The sequence below is a fragment of the Ornithinibacillus xuwenensis genome (assembly GCF_039614845.1).
GTDB classification, from domain to species: Bacteria; Bacillota; Bacilli; order Bacillales; family Amphibacillaceae; genus Ornithinibacillus; species Ornithinibacillus xuwenensis.
Genome location: NZ_JBDIML010000002.1, coordinates 302989 through 318210, shown reverse-complemented (window position 1 = coordinate 318210; position 15222 = coordinate 302989). Strand labels below are relative to the sequence as shown.

Sequence of the window (15222 nt, the reverse complement as noted above, 5' to 3'; positions counted from 1 at the left end):
GCATAAGATTAGCCAGTCCTTCATTTATATTTTCATCAGGGGGAAGATGAAATTCAAAAAATTGTTTTTTATCCAAATCGACCAGAGATATAATCCTCTGTGCGTTTATCAGTTGGATTTGTAAAAATTGTATCCGTGACATCCAATTCAACTACTTCTCCATTTAGGAAGAAAGCGGTACGATCTGAAATACGTGCTGCCTGTTGCATGTTATGCGTTACAATAATAATCGAATACTCTTTTTTAAGCTCTTGAACTAAATCCTCTATTTTTAATGTGGATTTAGGATCAAGTGCTGATGTTGGTTCATCCATTAAAATAACATCTGGTTCGATTGCCAGTGTTCTAGCGATACAAAGACGTTGCTGCTGCCCACCAGATAGCCCATAAGCATTTTCTTTCAAGCGGTCTTTCACTTCATCCCAAATATATGCACCACGAAGGCTTTTCTCCACAATTTCATCAAGGATCTTTTTGTTTCGAATCCCGTGTATTCTTGGTCCGTAAGCAATATTATCATAAATTGATTTCGGGAATGGATTTGCTTTTTGGAATACCATACCGACTTTTGTTCGCAAATCCTCTACTTGGAAAGATTTATCTAGGATACTTTTTCCTTTATACGTTATTTCACCAGTTGTACGAACTCCAGGGACTAATTCAACCATACGATTTAGTGTCTTCAGATAGGTTGACTTTCCACAGCCTGATGGACCAATAATTGCCGTTACCTCGTTTTCATTGATTGCCAGATTAATATCCTTTAATGCATGTGTTTCAGAGTACCAAAGATTTAATTCCTTCGTGTCAAAAACAACCTTATGATTCATTGTATTCGTATCCGTGTTTACGTTGTTTTCCATTCTTATATTCTCCTTAACTGTTAAAAGACTCATCATTATTCCTCCTTCTATTTCTTCGTACGAGGAAGCAAACGAACAATTTTCTTAAAAACGTTGTTGGAATTTATTTCTGATAAAGATTGCAGCTGAGTTCAATACAAACAACAGAATTAGTAAAACAACGATTGTTGCAGCTGCTAAACTTGCATATTCAGCTACTAGTGATGAATCTAATGTCCAATAGTAAATTTGCATTGGAAGAGCTGTAAATTTATCAAATATTCCTTCCGGGAAGGGAATAATTAAAGCAGGAATACCGATTACAGTTAGTGGAGCCGTTTCACCAATTGCACGAGAAAGTGCTAATATTGCCCCAGTTAAGATACCTGGTAATGCTGCTGGTAAAATAATATTTTTAATGGTTTGCCATTTTGTTGCTCCCATACCATAGGATGCCTCACTCAAATATTGCGGTACTGAGCGAATTGCTTCCTGTGCTGCAACAATAACGATTGGCAATATCAATAATGACAATGTTAATCCGCCTGCTAAAATAATGTTTCCCATATCCATTGCCCGAACAAAAATAGTCAATCCTAAAATTCCATAAACGATAGACGGAACGCCTGCTAGGTTCGATATATTGGTTTGAATAATGGCTTGCAGCTTTCCTTTTTTAGCATATAGCTCTAAATAAATAGCTGTCCCAATTCCTAGTAACAACGTAACCGGGGCAACTACCGCCATCATCCATACGGTACCTAGAATTGCTCCCATGATTCCTGCTCGTTCTGCACTAGTAGATAGTCTTCCGGTGATAAAATCCCAGTCGATCCATCCGACACTGTCAGCCACAACACGATAAATCAACACAACTAATACAATAAGTCCAAAAAGCGTTGCTAGGAAGAACAGTGCCTTTAATAGATTGTTTTTAACAATTCGTCCACCCATACGTTTTGATACTTGTTCTGCATCTATATACTTCATTTTAGTATTCCTCCCTGAACTTACGAGAGACATATCTTGCAAGTAAATTCATCATTAACGTAAAGACAAATAATGTCATCGCAACTGCATATAAGCTGTAATAAATTGTTGATCCAGCAGCAGCTTCACCACCAGATACCTCAACGATATATGCGGTCATCGTCTGCATCGATTCTGTAATATCGAAGGTGAAATTCTTTGAGCTTCCGCTTGCAATGGTAACAATCATGGTTTCTCCAATCGCACGAGAAATTCCTAATACAAATGAAGCAATAATACCAGAAAGCGCCGCTGGAATAACCACTTTGAATGTCGTTTCTAGTTTTGTTGCCCCTAACGCTAATGCTCCCTCACGCATGGAATTAGGAACAGAATTCATCGCATCTTCTGACAGGGAAGCAATCATCGGGATAATCATAATTCCCATCACAATACCTGGGCTTAATATATTGGTTGCTTCTACCTCCGGCCAGATAGAACGAATCAATGGTGTTACAAACGTGAAAGCAAAGAATCCATATACAATTGTCGGAATTCCAGCAAGAATCTCAAGCATTGGTTTTAATACTCTTCTCACTTTATCGGATGCATATTCACTCAAGTAGATTGCAGCCATAATACCTATTGGACCTGCTACAAGCATGGCAATTAACGATGAAATAATGGTTCCATTAATGAGTGGTAGTACACCAAATTCAGGATTTTGACTAAGTGGTTTTAGTACCGTACCTGTGAAAAACTCCCCTATTGGGACACGCTTAAAGAATTCAATTGTTTCGGTTAGTAAGGTTGCAACAATTCCAACTGTTGTGAGTATCGAAATGATAGCAAACAAGAAGAGCAAGAACGGAATAATTTTTTCAATCACATTCGATATGCTCTTTGATTGCTTGTTTTTTTGAATCATTCCTTTAACATCAACAGCATTATTTTTGTTTAGCTCGCTGTTTGCTGCCATATCTCGCAGCACTCCCCTTCCAAATCTAAAAGTCACAATAAGATGAGAGCATATTCGAGCCCTCATCTTATAGGAATTATGTTTTTAAGTTTCCAATGTTGTATTCAATTATTGTAATGCTTTTAACTCATCCACTAATGCTTGTGCTTCCGCATCAGGAATTGGAGCGAAGCCAGTTTCACCAGCGAAGTCATTCGCACTTTCCATTACATAAATTGCGTAGTCTAGAACTTGTGATTTTTCTTTCGCCATATTGACATTTAGGTAAGTAAATACCGGGCGAGTAAATCCTGCATAATCTCCATCTTCAGCAATTGTGTCTAATGATGGAAGAACTGCACCTTCACCAAAGTCAATTCCAACAGCAGCAACTTTGTCTTTGTTGCTATCATAATATCCGAATCCGAAGAAACCAATTGCATTCTTGTCTTCAGAAACTAGTGTTACAAGGGTTGAGTATTCTTGTTGAAGATTAATGTCACCTACTAAATCTTGCTCTTCAAGAATGTTTTCATAAAAGAACTCATAAGTTCCGTGGTTTTCATTCGGGCCATATGTTTGAATTTTTTCTGATGGCCAATCTGGATTAATATCAGACCAGTTTGTATACTCACCAAGGAAGATTCCTTTTACTTGATCAACTGTTAATTCAGTAGCCCAGTCATTTTCTGGGTTTGTTACGATGGTTAGACCATCAAGCGCTACCTTTAATTCCTTCACTTCAATTCCAAGCTCGTCTGCTTTTGCTTGTTCTTCATCTTTAATTAAGCGAGAAGCATCATTGAAATCTGTTCCATCTTCTTGCAAGAATTTTTCAAATCCTGCAGAAGTACCTGCACGACTTACCTCAACTGATACTTCAGGTTGTTCGTTAATCATATATTCTTCAGCCAATCTAGACATCAACGGATAAACTGTTCCAGATCCGTCTATTACAACGCTACCTTCTAGTTCTTCTGAAGCTTCGCTGTCACTTCCGTTATCTTTGTTTTCTGAAGCCGCGCCTTCAGATCCATTATCACCAGAGTTTGTTTCTTCGCTATCCCCACATGCAACTAGCACTACTGCTAATGCTGCAACAAATAGGAACATTAAATACTTTTTGAATTTCATCTAAATTGTCCTCCCCAAAGTGCAATTTGTGTTTTTAAGGGTTATCCCTCTTACAACCCTAAGTATAAAGAACGATTATTAACTCTATGTGTGAGAAATGTAAAGGGTTTGTAAATTTCTATTAGACTAGAAAAATGAATTAATAGACATTTGTACGAAAACATACCATATTCATATGTACATTTAAGTCTATCTTCCTATTATTCAAGGATTACCGAGAATATAGTAGACATCTTCTAGAAACGTGATAAAATTTATGTAAGTCAGTATAAGGGGAAATTCTTATGAAGCTATGGATGAGAAAATTAGCTGTTGCACTTATCGCGATATTAACCTTTGGGTTGTATACACCTACATATTTGATTGCAGATGAAGAAAATAATGAGGTTGTATCTCCTGAAGAAGGCACACAAAATGACCTAACTGCAGAAATCCTATCAACACAAGAAGCAGTTGAGTTAGTCCAGGAATCTGAAATAACTACCTTTACTGAAATGGCAAAACAACAAAGCCTCGCAAAATTCGGCCCAAAAATATCTGAGAAGGTTGAGGATGAATTCACACAGGTTATTTTGCCTAATATTGAACACGCATTAGAAACGATCCTGGAAAAACAAGATGTTGCCTATATCTCCATTACAGAGCAGCCGTCATCAGGATATGGAGAGCGAATCTTCAACGTCTATAATGAATTACTAAAAGAAGATATTGCGAAATTCCACGTTAGACGTGACAATCGACCACAAGACGGATATTGGTTTAACTTCCATTATCACCTAAAAGAAGATAATTTTGAAAAACACCATGCATTAGGTGAAATTTATTGGGATAAAAATACGCCACCAAAATGGATGGCATAAGATAAAAACAAAAGCAAAACCTCCTAACATTAGGAGGTTTTTTATTATAACCTTTCATATAGATTGGTCAGCTGTACATCGAATTCATGTTGAGGATCATCTAATGGAAATATTCGCGCGGTATTATTTTCATTTACCTGCTGAATATAGATTTGCTTTCCATTATACGTAACATGCTTCATGTCGGCTGACTGCGCTATCTCTTCTGCCCGCATTCGATTCATTGCTTCGACCTCCATTTAAATACTAATTGGACCTGATTCATTTAAGCCCTCAACATCCACTTCCTGCACATTGTGAATGGCGTCTAAAGGAAATACCTTCGCCGTATTTTGATAAACATCCTCTATATAGACTGGAATCCCGTGGTAATTTACATTTACAAATACATCTGCACTCACGATTTCATTCGCTCGGTTTGCATCCATGCTTCCCTCTCCTTTTGCTCTTTTGCTATTAATTTTCAACAAATTGCATCTTCATATACAAGGGGAAATCGGGATGAATTGATACATATTACCAGACATAAAGTTGTATCCAATTATCGTAACAAAACATATATTGAAACGATTATTTTGAATAGTGAAGGGAGAAAATAATGAAAAATCGTTTCTACAGCTTTTTTGTTGTTATACTGTTTGCACTACTATTAACCGCATGCTCCAAAAGTAACGAGAGTTCCTTTGAGCATCCATCGGAGGAAATAGCCTCTACTTATTATAGTCATCTCCAAAAAGGCGATTTTGAACAGGCAATACGGTTAATTGATTCAAGTTACCTTAACTATATTGGCTATACAGAACGTGATTTTATTCATGTATTCCAGAATGAGCAAACATTAAATGGCTGGGCAGTAACGAAAATAGAAATTCGATCATCCGATAAAATTACAGAGGACATAAACGTTCCTCCCCTATTACAGCCACTACTAACAGACCATGAAAATTACCTTGTAATCCTTGATTTAGAAATCAAAAGTCAAGGTGAAACAATCGGAGTAGTCGACCAAGTTCTGATTTCTACTGATGATAACGATGAATGGAAAATATTTGGGATTGTATCCTATTAGTTAAGAGAATTCGCATGGGTTCAGACTGTGATTATTGCGTGCTTGTTTAGCATAGTGGAGCGTATTCTTTAGCTTTTTTAGCTCCAGTTTCAGCTTTTGCAATATGTTCAGCTTTTCTACCTCGTCTTCAGCCTTTGGGGCGCTGTCTTTAGCTTTTGGAGCAAATATTTCAGCACTTTCCGCTTCAGCTCCAGCATTTAAACTAACCCACAAAAAAGGTCACGTCCCATAGCTCATGCTACTGGGACGTGACCTTTCACTATTTTACGCAAGCAAACCAACTTGTGTTTTTTGAAGTGCGTCTTCATAATTCTCTAATAGCCGTTCAAATATTGATTCCCATGATTGGGTTAGAGCATAATTTCTTCCGTTCCACCCCATTTCCTTCCGATTCGGATGATTCTCTAATAAAGTCTGTATTGCTTGGGCAAACGCTGCTATATTTTTACGTTCACATAATAAGCCTGTTACCTGATTCTGTATGATTCCTCGAACGCCACCAGCATTGGCACAAACAGCTGGTGTTCCGCTCGCCAAGGATTCAAGTACGACATTACCGAATGTTTCAGTTGAGGAAGGAAAGACAAATAAGTCCGCAGCAGCATATGCATGCGCGAGATCAGTTCCGGTTAAAAAGCCTGCAAAGGTCATATTATGTGGGGCTTGTTTTTTTAAATCCTGCTGCTGAGGGCCATCTCCAACAACGAACCAATGCACATCATTTTGTATTTCTTTCGGCAACTGTGCATGAATAGATGGAAGAAGCATCACATCTTTTTCCGGTGCAATTCGCCCTACGTACAATAATATATATTTTTCTTTGATTCCATATTTATCACGAATAGACTGTTGGTCATAACTAGGGTGAAAGACGGAACAATCAATTCCCCTTGGCCATATCTCCAAATTCGTAAATCCATGCTTTTTTAAATGAGTCATCGTGTCTATTGAGGGGACAAATATCTTGCGGAGAGGTCTGTGAAACCAGCGCATATATTTCCATAATAATTTTGTTAAAAATTGAAGATCATAATATTCCAAGTACTTATCAAAATCCGTATGATAGGACCCAACAACCGGAATATTTAGCTTTTTGGCGTAGTGTAAGCCACATAATCCAATATTGAATGGTGTCGCAACATGAATGATATCGGGTTTAAATTGTGTGAGCTCCTCCTTTACATGCAGCATATTCGGTAAAGCGAGGCGACAATCTGGATATAGAAAAAACGGCAGACTTCTAAATCGATGAATTTCAGTAGAGAATAAATTATTTGTTGAGCTTTTTGGTGCAAACACCCGGTAAGCTATTCCGCGATCTTCTAAATAATCCGTAAACCGTTTTAAGGTTTTAGCTACACCATTCACATCTGGAGAAAACGTATCCGTAAAAATAGCTATTTTCATGATATACCTACCTCCATACTTCCTTTATTTTATTATGAAAGCATTTGTGCGTATTTTCCCATTAACAGAAAACAAATGATTCCCGTTGTTAAACCAAGCAACCCACCGGCAATGATATCTGATGGATAATGCAACCCCAAATAAATACGAGAAATACCAACTAAAAATCCAATCGGAAATAAAATACTAGCAAGCACAGGATTAAGCAGGATAAAAGGAGTAATAATCGAAAAAATTGCTGTTGTGTGACCGGAAGGAAAAGAACAATCTGTTAAAGGCTTCTTTGTAACACGACAATTTTTGAGGACTAAATATGGGCGTTTACGAGGGTAGATTTTTTTAAATATCGCTACAGGAATATGACTCATCATAAGTGAAATGCCACTTGCAATAGCAGTGTTTTGAACTGTATCGGTTGCAATAATTGTCATGATTAACACCGCAACTATTGTAAAGGTTGCTCCACCAGCATGTGTAATTTTATGAAAGAAGGAATTCAAAAATTTATAATCAAAATAACGATTAATATAACGAAAGGATTGACGATCTAATTCATACATGTAATCGAAGTACTTTATCATAGAAGTACCACCTACCTTTAATAGGTAATATAAACTAAAATTACGGATAGACAAACAGCAACCCGAATGAGCAATTTCATGAGCACACCTCCATGGAAATGAACTGGCAGAATTTGATTTGTCTACGGTAAATGATTACTAGTATAAAAATATTCAGCTTTCATTTGTTAGATTTGTAATTACGTCTATAATTGAGTGTTTTATGCCTCCATATTCTTCTTCCTTCAATTTCATTGTATATGATTAAGATTAACGTATCGCAAACTGAAAATAAATTTACTGTAAACTTTCGAATAAAAAAAATAAACTAGCTACAGGAAATAGCTAGTTTAATAAGTGAGCCTATCTTGAAAATGTTTCTTTCACCACAATGGTTTGTGTTACTTTCGACTTCTTTAATTCCTTAAATTCATTTTCCTCAACCAGCCCTAGTTTAATAGCTGACTCGAGCTTCTCCGTATCAGGCGTTCTTTTTTCAATAATAAATTCGCTTAAATTAAGCTCATCTAATTTCCCTACCGTACCTGCTTCATCATAGGAAATAGCAGTTCGTATTTGACGCTGTAGCTTGTAGTTCCCGCGCTGTATTTCACCTTTTTCTTGTTTTCCAAATGAGGTATCCAGTAATTCATGAAACTTCTTTTTAAGATGATTCATTTCTTGTTCAATCTCTTTTTTCTGCTTATTTAATTCATAATAACGTTTGATTTCTTCCTCTGTTATGGATAACGCCTTCTCCATATTTTAACTCCCCCACTTTAAATTGTTTATTCATATGTATGATGTTTTCAGCTAGTTCATGCCAAAAACCGAGACGAGTCACCTTAAGAAATAGCGAATATTTTATTGCATCTCGGAATAAATATGGTGGGTAAACGATGGAGGTGATCAGTTTGATACCAAAGATTATTAAAAGAGATTCTTTTCAATTAGTTGGATATCATTTATTCACAAACCTAAAAGAAATGGAAGAAACATCTATTACCGATGATACGGTATCCAGGTTAACGAATGTTGCACCCAAAATTGAAAATAGGCTAGGGGATCACATCTATTTTTTGCAAATCTATCCGATGATGGAGCAGTTTAATCCATTTCAAGATAAATATAGTCAAATGATTGGTTACGAAGTAGAAAACGCAGAACATATCCCGGAGGACACCATGATTTATACAGTTGAAGAAAATATGTACGTATGCTGTAAACATACAGGACCCCGAACAGAAATTTATAATACGTATGACTATTTATATAATACTTGGATGATAGAAAACCGTTGCATACCTTTAGGCTATGATATGGAAGTCTGGAACCATACACACACTACTGATTCAGAAGTGGAAATCTACATCGCTATTAATAAAATTTAATTAATAGATGATTTTGCTAATAGCTCTCCTTCCGATGGAAATACTAGCAAAGTAAACTTTGGACCTAGGATATGCCTATTATTCATTGCATATACTTGTAAAAATGGTTGAAGGAGTGTCAAAGATGAGTACGGCTAAACAATGGAAGAAAGGTATTTTGTTTTTCATGTTGGCAGTGTTGGTGGTTTTACCTATTCCTGTACCGGAGAAATCATTATCAGTAAATGCCTCCAATGAAACTACCGAAGAACATTCCTTAGCAGATAAGCTGAACACTATTTTGGAAAATGATTTACTAGACGGATCCACGACTGGTGTGAGTGTTCGGAATGCAGATTCAGGAGAGCTACTATATTCCTATTACGGTGATCACCGATTACACCCTGCATCCAATATGAAAATATTAACGACCGTTGCTGCGTTAGAAAAGCTTGGACCAGACTACCAATTTACGACAGAAGTATTAACAGACGGCGTCATAAAGGGAAATGTCCTAAAAGGGAATTTATACTTAAAGGGAAAAGGAGATCCAACCCTATTAGAAACGGATCTCGCTCATTTTGCTGACCAATTAAAGGCGCAAGGTATATCAAAGATTAAAGGTAATCTGATTGGTGATGATACTTGGTATGATCGTGTAAGACTTTCACAGGATTTAAATTGGTCAGATGAGCCCTTTTATACCGGTTCACAAGTTTCTGCTTTGACACTATCTCCAAATGAAGACTATGATGCAGGCACCGTTATCGTTGAAGTATTCCCGGCAGAGTCGGTTGACGAGAAGCCAGTTGTAAAGCTTACACCACATACTGATTATGTAAAAATTGAAAATAGAGCAACGACCGTTGGCACAGACCATAGTCGCTCCATCTCTATTGAACGAGAGCACGGATCGAATACAATTGTTATTGAAGGCGTTATTCCTTTAGAGGGGTCAAAAGCTAGGTCATGGGTATCCATTTGGGAGCCCACAGGTTATGTAGTAGATGTTTTCAAAAAGTCTTTAGAAGAAAAAGGCATTACATTTATTGGCAAATCAAACCTTACAGTTGGAAAGACACCCACAGATGCTACGGTACTTACTTCTAAAAAGTCGATGACACTGGAAGACCTGCTCATACCATTTATGAAGCTTAGCAATAATGGACATGGGGAGACGCTTACGAAGGAAATGGGGAGAGTTGTCTATGACGAAGGTAGCTGGGATAAAGGGTTGCAGGTTATTGAGGATGTCGTGACACAATTTGGAGTCAATGGTGAAACCATATTACTTCGAGATGGCTCTGGTATGTCACATAAGAACATGATTCCTTCTAATCATCTTTCCTACCTACTTTATAGTGTTCAACAGGAAGAGTGGTATCCAGCTTTTGAGCGCTCTTTACCGGTAGCTGGAAATTCAGAGCGTCTAGTAGGAGGAACCTTACGCTATCGAATGAATGATGGACCTGCTGCAAATAATGTAAAAGCAAAAACTGGATCCTTAACGGGGGTTTCCACTCTATCAGGATATGTAACAACAAAGGATGGTCAAAAGTTAACCTTTTCCATTATGATTAATAATTACTTAGGAGCTTCAGTCTCAATAAGAGAAATTGAAGATGCAATTGCCACAGCATTAGCAAACCATGAATTTGAATAATGATATTTGACCTCTGGCGGCCTTAGTGGCCGTCTTTCTTATTCCTTAAACTAGTGAATACTATCCCTTTAATTACTTTTTGTAAGTTTATAATAAAAAACAAGTAATAATTGTTGCAAAAGATAATGGAAGGTGCTACTATAAAAACGTTGAATTCAAATATATTGAATTAGAGATAAAATGAAAGTCTTGAATAAGACAAGCCTTATGCAACTGATTAGGTCAAGTTGTGCTGGGAATTTATCTCAAGAGATTACTTTCTTTGTCTTTAATCCAACAAAAAATAAAAACAACTTCGGGAGGAATTTTTATGTTAAAGATTGGTATTGTACTAGGTAGTATTCGTCAAGGTCGTAACGGGGAAGCCGTAGCAAATTGGGTATTAGATTTTGCAAACAATCGTCATGAAGAAGGAGTAGAATATGAGATTGTAGATCTTGCTAACTACAATTTACCATTATTAGGTGCATCTGTTCCTGAAGCACAACAAGAAGAGGCTCAGGCTGCAATTAAAGGCTGGTCTGAAAAAATGGCATCATTTGATGGTTATATCTTTATTGCACCAGAATACAATCATGCTGTTGGTGGAGCTTTGAAAAACGCATTAGATTACCTAAATCCTGAGGTGAATAATAAAGCAGCAGGATTTGTTGGATACGGAAGTCTTGGTGGCGTTCGTGCTCACGAAAACCTACGTCTTATCTTAGGTGAACTTCAAGTTGCCGATGTTCGTACGGCTGTTACGTTCTCCCTATTATCTGACTTTGAAAATATGAGCGTGTTTAAACCAGCAGATTACCATGCTGCAAATGCAAACGGGATGCTTGACCAAGTTATTTCATGGAGTCGTGCATTAAAAACAATTCGATAAGGCTATATAGGGATTACTGCTTCTTTAAGCAGAAATTTGGACAAGGGATTTCTCCCTTGTCCTTTTTTATTTAGTAGGCATAATTCTTATTTTCTTTTTCTAGAATCGTTATAATTAATATATGGCATACATGATATCGTAACTTATCGATAAAATGCCTCGATTAGAAAGTGGGGATTAACTTGAAAATAATTGGGATTTCCGGTTCTATAGTCGGCTCAAAAACAAGAGTAGCTGTTGAACTGGCACTTCAATATATACAGAATAAACAGAAGGATATTGACATAGAGCTGATTGATTTAAGTGATTATAACCTTGTATTTTGTGATGGCAGAGACTATCATGACTATAGTGGAGATACGAAGATTGTTCTGGAGAAGATCCTGTCAGCAGATGCATTTATCATTGGAACACCTACATTTCAAGCATCAATACCAGGTACTTTAAAGAACCTTTTTGACTTACTCCCGAGAGATGCCTTTTGTGAAAAAGCCATTAGCATCTTAGTAACTGCTGGTACACCGAAGCACTTTTTAGTTGCTGAGCAACAACTAAAGCCTATCCTAGATTATATGCAAGCTGTTGTCATACCAAAATATGTTTTCATAGAAGGTAAGCACTTTGATCAGAAGGTAATTGTCGATGAAGGTATACTTAAACGTATAGACCGACTAACACAAGACACTATAAATTGGGCAAAGGCACTTGAGGAAATGAAAAATCCGATCGCCTCTACTTTATAGACATGGAGAAATCGCAATGCAAGTGCAAGCATTGCGATTTTCTTGATTTCAGGATTCTCTATGCTCTTTCTTGCAGATTAGAAATTTCAACATCAAACTCACGATGTAAATTGTCTAACGGAAGCACTCTAGCTTTATTTGTCATTGGGTCAACTTGTTGTAAATAAACTGGGTTACCCTTATAACTAACAGCAATCAAGTCTAGAGACTGATGTATCTCCAACGCACGTTTCCTATCCATCTATAACCTCCTTTAATACGCGACTCTCATTAGTGTCGTTTGTTAGGTAAGTGTCTTTCTCGATTAGCACCACTTTGCCTTTTCCTAATCTGTTCATCTTTTCTTTTTCTCTCATTGAATTTCGCGACAAAGGTAGATGTATCCTCCACTAATTCATACCTCCTTTAAAAATTTTGGTTAGTATGAGCATTGACTGAAAAAATATACACGTATGACTGTAAAAAGTTACTAGCTGCTTTACCGCTTAATACATGTATGATGGCTATTCTCATGCGCTTTTTGAGGTTACTTTTCGTTTCAAATATGCATGAGGGGCGCTCTCATGCACTTTTTGTGGCAACTTTTCGCGCAAAACATACATGAGAGGTGCTCTCATGCACTTTTCATCCGGATTTTTCGTGCAAAACATACATGAGGCAACCTCCCATGCACTTTTCATCTGGATTTTTCGTGCAAAACATGCATGAGACTCCCTCTCATGCACTTTTCATCTGGATTCTTCGCGTAAAACATACATGAGAGGTGCTCTCATGCACTTTTCATCCTAATTTTTCGCTCAAAACATACATGAGACTCCCTCTCATGCACTTTTCATCTGGATTTTTCGTGCAAAACATACATGACAACCTCTCTCATGCACTTTTCATCTGGCTATTCCGCTCAAAACATGCATGAGACTCCCTCTCATGCACTTTTCATCCGGATTTTTCGTGCAAAACATACATGAGACTCCCTCTCATGCACTTTTCATCCGGATTTTTCGCGCAAAACATGCATGAGACTCCCTCTCATGCACTTTTCATCCGGATTTTTCGTGCAAAACATACATGAGACTCCCTCTCATGCACTTTTCATCCGGATTTTTCGCTCAAAACATACATGAGGCCACATCTCATGCCAAAACCGAACGGCGGGACTGGTTTTCCTCATAAAAAAAAGACCTCTTTGTTTGGATAACAAAGAGATCACATCACTTAGAATAAGTCACTAAATACATCGAGCATGGTTTTCTTCTTGCTTTTTTTATAACCATGTTGACCGTGTTTCGAATCATATCCATTGTGGTAATCATTCTTTTTGGTTGGGCGTTCACGATAATCGCGTTCGTATGCGGCAAAGGTTTCCTCATAATATTTTCGGTCTTCATTTAGACCAGAGGTGATTTTTTCTAATTCACCACGATCTAGCCAAACTCCTTTACAGCTAGGGCAAATATCAATTAATACGCTACCTTTTTCTACTTCCTTCATTCGGACTCCATCACAAATTGGACAGTTCATATTATCCCTCCTCCATTTCGACTATATCTTCTTTTAGGATTTGAATTTGTTTTAAGGTTCTTCCATCGACTTCTAATATTTTAAATTTCAGATTATCTCTTTCAAGCTCGTCACCTTGCTTTGGAAATTGTGTGAACTCTGTTAGTAAATAACCTGAAAGGACATCCTCTTCCTCGGGTATATCCGTATCAAAAATGGAATTTAGACGATGTAATGTGATTTTGCCATCACAGATAATTTCTGTTTCTGTAAGCTTCTCGACTAGCTTCTCACTTTCTAAATCCATTTCATCTTCAATTTCTAAACCAATCATCGCTTCGATGATGTCTTCATGTGTTAAAATACCTTCTGTTCCACCATATTCATCTAGAACAATTGCGAGATGTTTTCTTTCCCGTGTCATTTGTCTAAATACCATTTCAATTGAATGGAATTCAAAGAAAACCATCGGATCGAGATCACAATAGGACTCGAGCGTTTTCTCCGGTTCTATAGACCAACTCAACAGGTATTTGGAATGAAACACCCCTATGATGTTATCGATTTCCTCATCATAGACAGGATAACGCGTATATTGATTTTGTATCACAATATCTCTAACCTCTTCATAAGTAGCGTCATGAGGTACAGCTACGATATCCATCCGAGGTGTTTTTAGTACATCCTTCACATTTAAATCCTGAAAGTCCAATATCCCCTTTATACGGTAAGACTCCTCTTGTTTAAAGGTTCCTTCCGTACCGGCAATATCCACCATTGCTCTTAGATCTTCCTTTGATATGGACACATTATCCTCATCATCCTTCGCTAGCAATTTGATGATAAGACCAGTCATACCATTTAGAAGTAGTGTTAAAGGCTTAAAAATAATGGTAAAAAATCGGATTACGGGATACACAATGTATGCTATTTTATCCGGAAACGCTGCTGCAATTGATTTCGGTAACACTTCTGAAAATACGATGATCGTTACCGTTAATATTGCTGAAGCAATCGCCACATTAACGCCATACTCTAATGCAACCATTGTTACAAGAGTAGGTAAAATAATGTTCGCAATATTGTTTCCGATTAATATCGCCGTAATAAACTCACTCGGCTTTGAAACCAAGTTCAATAGATTCTCAGATCTTTTATCATTATTATTTGCTTTTGTTTGTAGCTTCATCTTATTCGCTGCAGTAAGTGCAGTTTCACTACCAGAGAAGAATAAGGATACAAACAATAATATGATGATCGCAATGATCACTAGATA

General features: G+C 37.2%; 20 protein-coding genes. 6 read left to right on the top strand and 14 right to left on the bottom strand.

Going from position 1 to position 15222, the window contains the following annotated elements; genetic code table 11:
* Positions 1-68 precede the first annotated feature (68 nt).
* The 4 genes from pstB to ABC228_RS07425 form a co-directional block, all read right to left on the bottom strand.
* Positions 69-863, bottom strand: a complete 795-nt coding sequence (pstB, locus tag ABC228_RS07440; protein ID WP_345824477.1) for a phosphate ABC transporter ATP-binding protein PstB — start codon at positions 861-863, stop codon at positions 69-71.
* Between the two features lie 84 nt (positions 864-947).
* On the bottom strand, positions 948-1832 hold the full coding sequence (gene pstA / locus ABC228_RS07435; protein ID WP_345824476.1) for a phosphate ABC transporter permease PstA: 885 nt from the start codon (positions 1830-1832) through the stop codon (positions 948-950).
* Between the two features lies 1 nt (position 1833).
* The gene (pstC, locus tag ABC228_RS07430) at positions 1834-2790 is read right to left on the bottom strand and encodes a phosphate ABC transporter permease subunit PstC (RefSeq protein ID WP_345824475.1); all 957 of its coding nucleotides are present in this window, start codon (positions 2788-2790) and stop codon (positions 1834-1836) included.
* Positions 2791-2898: 108 nt separating this feature from the next.
* Positions 2899-3903: a PstS family phosphate ABC transporter substrate-binding protein gene (locus ABC228_RS07425; protein ID WP_345824474.1), complete on the bottom strand. Its 1005-nt coding sequence runs from the start codon at positions 3901-3903 to the stop codon at positions 2899-2901.
* A 284-nt stretch (positions 3904-4187) separates the two neighbouring features.
* Between ABC228_RS07425 and ABC228_RS07420 the strand changes: the two genes are divergently transcribed.
* Positions 4188-4763 carry a YpjP family protein gene (locus ABC228_RS07420; protein ID WP_345824473.1) on the top strand — a complete coding sequence of 192 codons (576 nt, stop codon included), beginning with the start codon at positions 4188-4190 and terminating at the stop codon, positions 4761-4763.
* A 44-nt stretch (positions 4764-4807) separates the two neighbouring features.
* Here ABC228_RS07420 and ABC228_RS07415 read toward each other — a convergent pair whose 3' ends face one another.
* Positions 4808-4987: an H-type small acid-soluble spore protein gene (locus ABC228_RS07415; RefSeq protein WP_345824472.1), complete on the bottom strand. Its 180-nt coding sequence runs from the start codon at positions 4985-4987 to the stop codon at positions 4808-4810.
* A 15-nt stretch (positions 4988-5002) separates the two neighbouring features.
* Entirely contained in the window at positions 5003-5191 is a 189-nt protein-coding gene (locus tag ABC228_RS07410) for a small, acid-soluble spore protein, H family (protein WP_345824471.1), read from the bottom strand.
* A 170-nt stretch (positions 5192-5361) separates the two neighbouring features.
* On the opposite strand from ABC228_RS07410, the gene ABC228_RS07405 reads away from it, so the two are divergent.
* Positions 5362-5832 (top strand): outer membrane protein assembly factor BamD, encoded by a 471-nt coding sequence (locus tag ABC228_RS07405; RefSeq protein ID WP_345824470.1) that lies wholly within the window; start codon positions 5362-5364, stop codon positions 5830-5832.
* Here the strand turns inward: ABC228_RS07405 and ABC228_RS07400 are convergent, their stop codons facing one another.
* The 4 genes from ABC228_RS07400 to ABC228_RS07385 form a co-directional block, all read right to left on the bottom strand.
* Complete coding sequence (locus ABC228_RS07400; RefSeq protein ID WP_345824469.1) at positions 5833-6045, bottom strand: hypothetical protein; 213 nt, start codon at positions 6043-6045, stop codon at positions 5833-5835.
* 51 nt (positions 6046-6096) lie between these two features.
* Positions 6097-7239: a glycosyltransferase family 4 protein gene (locus ABC228_RS07395; RefSeq protein ID WP_345824468.1), complete on the bottom strand. Its 1143-nt coding sequence runs from the start codon at positions 7237-7239 to the stop codon at positions 6097-6099.
* A 32-nt stretch (positions 7240-7271) separates the two neighbouring features.
* Positions 7272-7820 (bottom strand): phosphatase PAP2 family protein, encoded by a 549-nt coding sequence (locus tag ABC228_RS07390; RefSeq protein ID WP_345824467.1) that lies wholly within the window; start codon positions 7818-7820, stop codon positions 7272-7274.
* 342 nt (positions 7821-8162) lie between these two features.
* On the bottom strand, positions 8163-8561 hold the full coding sequence (locus ABC228_RS07385; RefSeq protein WP_345824465.1) for a hypothetical protein: 399 nt from the start codon (positions 8559-8561) through the stop codon (positions 8163-8165).
* 137 nt (positions 8562-8698) lie between these two features.
* Here ABC228_RS07385 and ABC228_RS07380 point away from each other — a divergent pair, with 137 nt between their 5' ends.
* The 4 genes from ABC228_RS07380 (at position 8699) to ABC228_RS07365 (ending at position 12446) form a co-directional block, all read left to right on the top strand.
* On the top strand, positions 8699-9190 hold the full coding sequence (locus ABC228_RS07380) for a GyrI-like domain-containing protein (protein ID WP_345824464.1): 492 nt from the start codon (positions 8699-8701) through the stop codon (positions 9188-9190).
* 124 nt (positions 9191-9314) lie between these two features.
* Positions 9315-10832 (top strand): D-alanyl-D-alanine carboxypeptidase/D-alanyl-D-alanine endopeptidase, encoded by a 1518-nt coding sequence (dacB, locus tag ABC228_RS07375; RefSeq protein ID WP_345824463.1) that lies wholly within the window; start codon positions 9315-9317, stop codon positions 10830-10832.
* A 310-nt stretch (positions 10833-11142) separates the two neighbouring features.
* Complete coding sequence (locus tag ABC228_RS07370) at positions 11143-11703, top strand: NADPH-dependent FMN reductase (RefSeq protein ID WP_345824462.1); 561 nt, start codon at positions 11143-11145, stop codon at positions 11701-11703.
* Between the two features lie 182 nt (positions 11704-11885).
* A complete protein-coding gene (locus ABC228_RS07365; protein WP_345824461.1) occupies positions 11886-12446 on the top strand; it encodes an NADPH-dependent FMN reductase in 561 nt (186 codons plus the stop codon).
* 58 nt (positions 12447-12504) lie between these two features.
* Here the strand turns inward: ABC228_RS07365 and ABC228_RS07360 are convergent, their stop codons facing one another.
* The 4 genes from ABC228_RS07360 to ABC228_RS07345 form a co-directional block, all read right to left on the bottom strand.
* A complete protein-coding gene (locus tag ABC228_RS07360; RefSeq protein ID WP_345824460.1) occupies positions 12505-12687 on the bottom strand; it encodes an H-type small acid-soluble spore protein in 183 nt (60 codons plus the stop codon).
* A 29-nt stretch (positions 12688-12716) separates the two neighbouring features.
* On the bottom strand, positions 12717-12836 hold the full coding sequence (locus tag ABC228_RS07355) for a DUF4023 family protein (RefSeq protein WP_345824459.1): 120 nt from the start codon (positions 12834-12836) through the stop codon (positions 12717-12719).
* An 825-nt stretch (positions 12837-13661) separates the two neighbouring features.
* The gene (locus tag ABC228_RS07350) at positions 13662-13967 is read right to left on the bottom strand and encodes a TFIIB-type zinc ribbon-containing protein (RefSeq protein WP_345824458.1); all 306 of its coding nucleotides are present in this window, start codon (positions 13965-13967) and stop codon (positions 13662-13664) included.
* 1 nt (position 13968) lies between these two features.
* On the bottom strand, positions 13969-15216 hold the full coding sequence (locus tag ABC228_RS07345) for a hemolysin family protein (RefSeq protein ID WP_345824457.1): 1248 nt from the start codon (positions 15214-15216) through the stop codon (positions 13969-13971).
* Positions 15217-15222 lie beyond the last annotated feature (6 nt).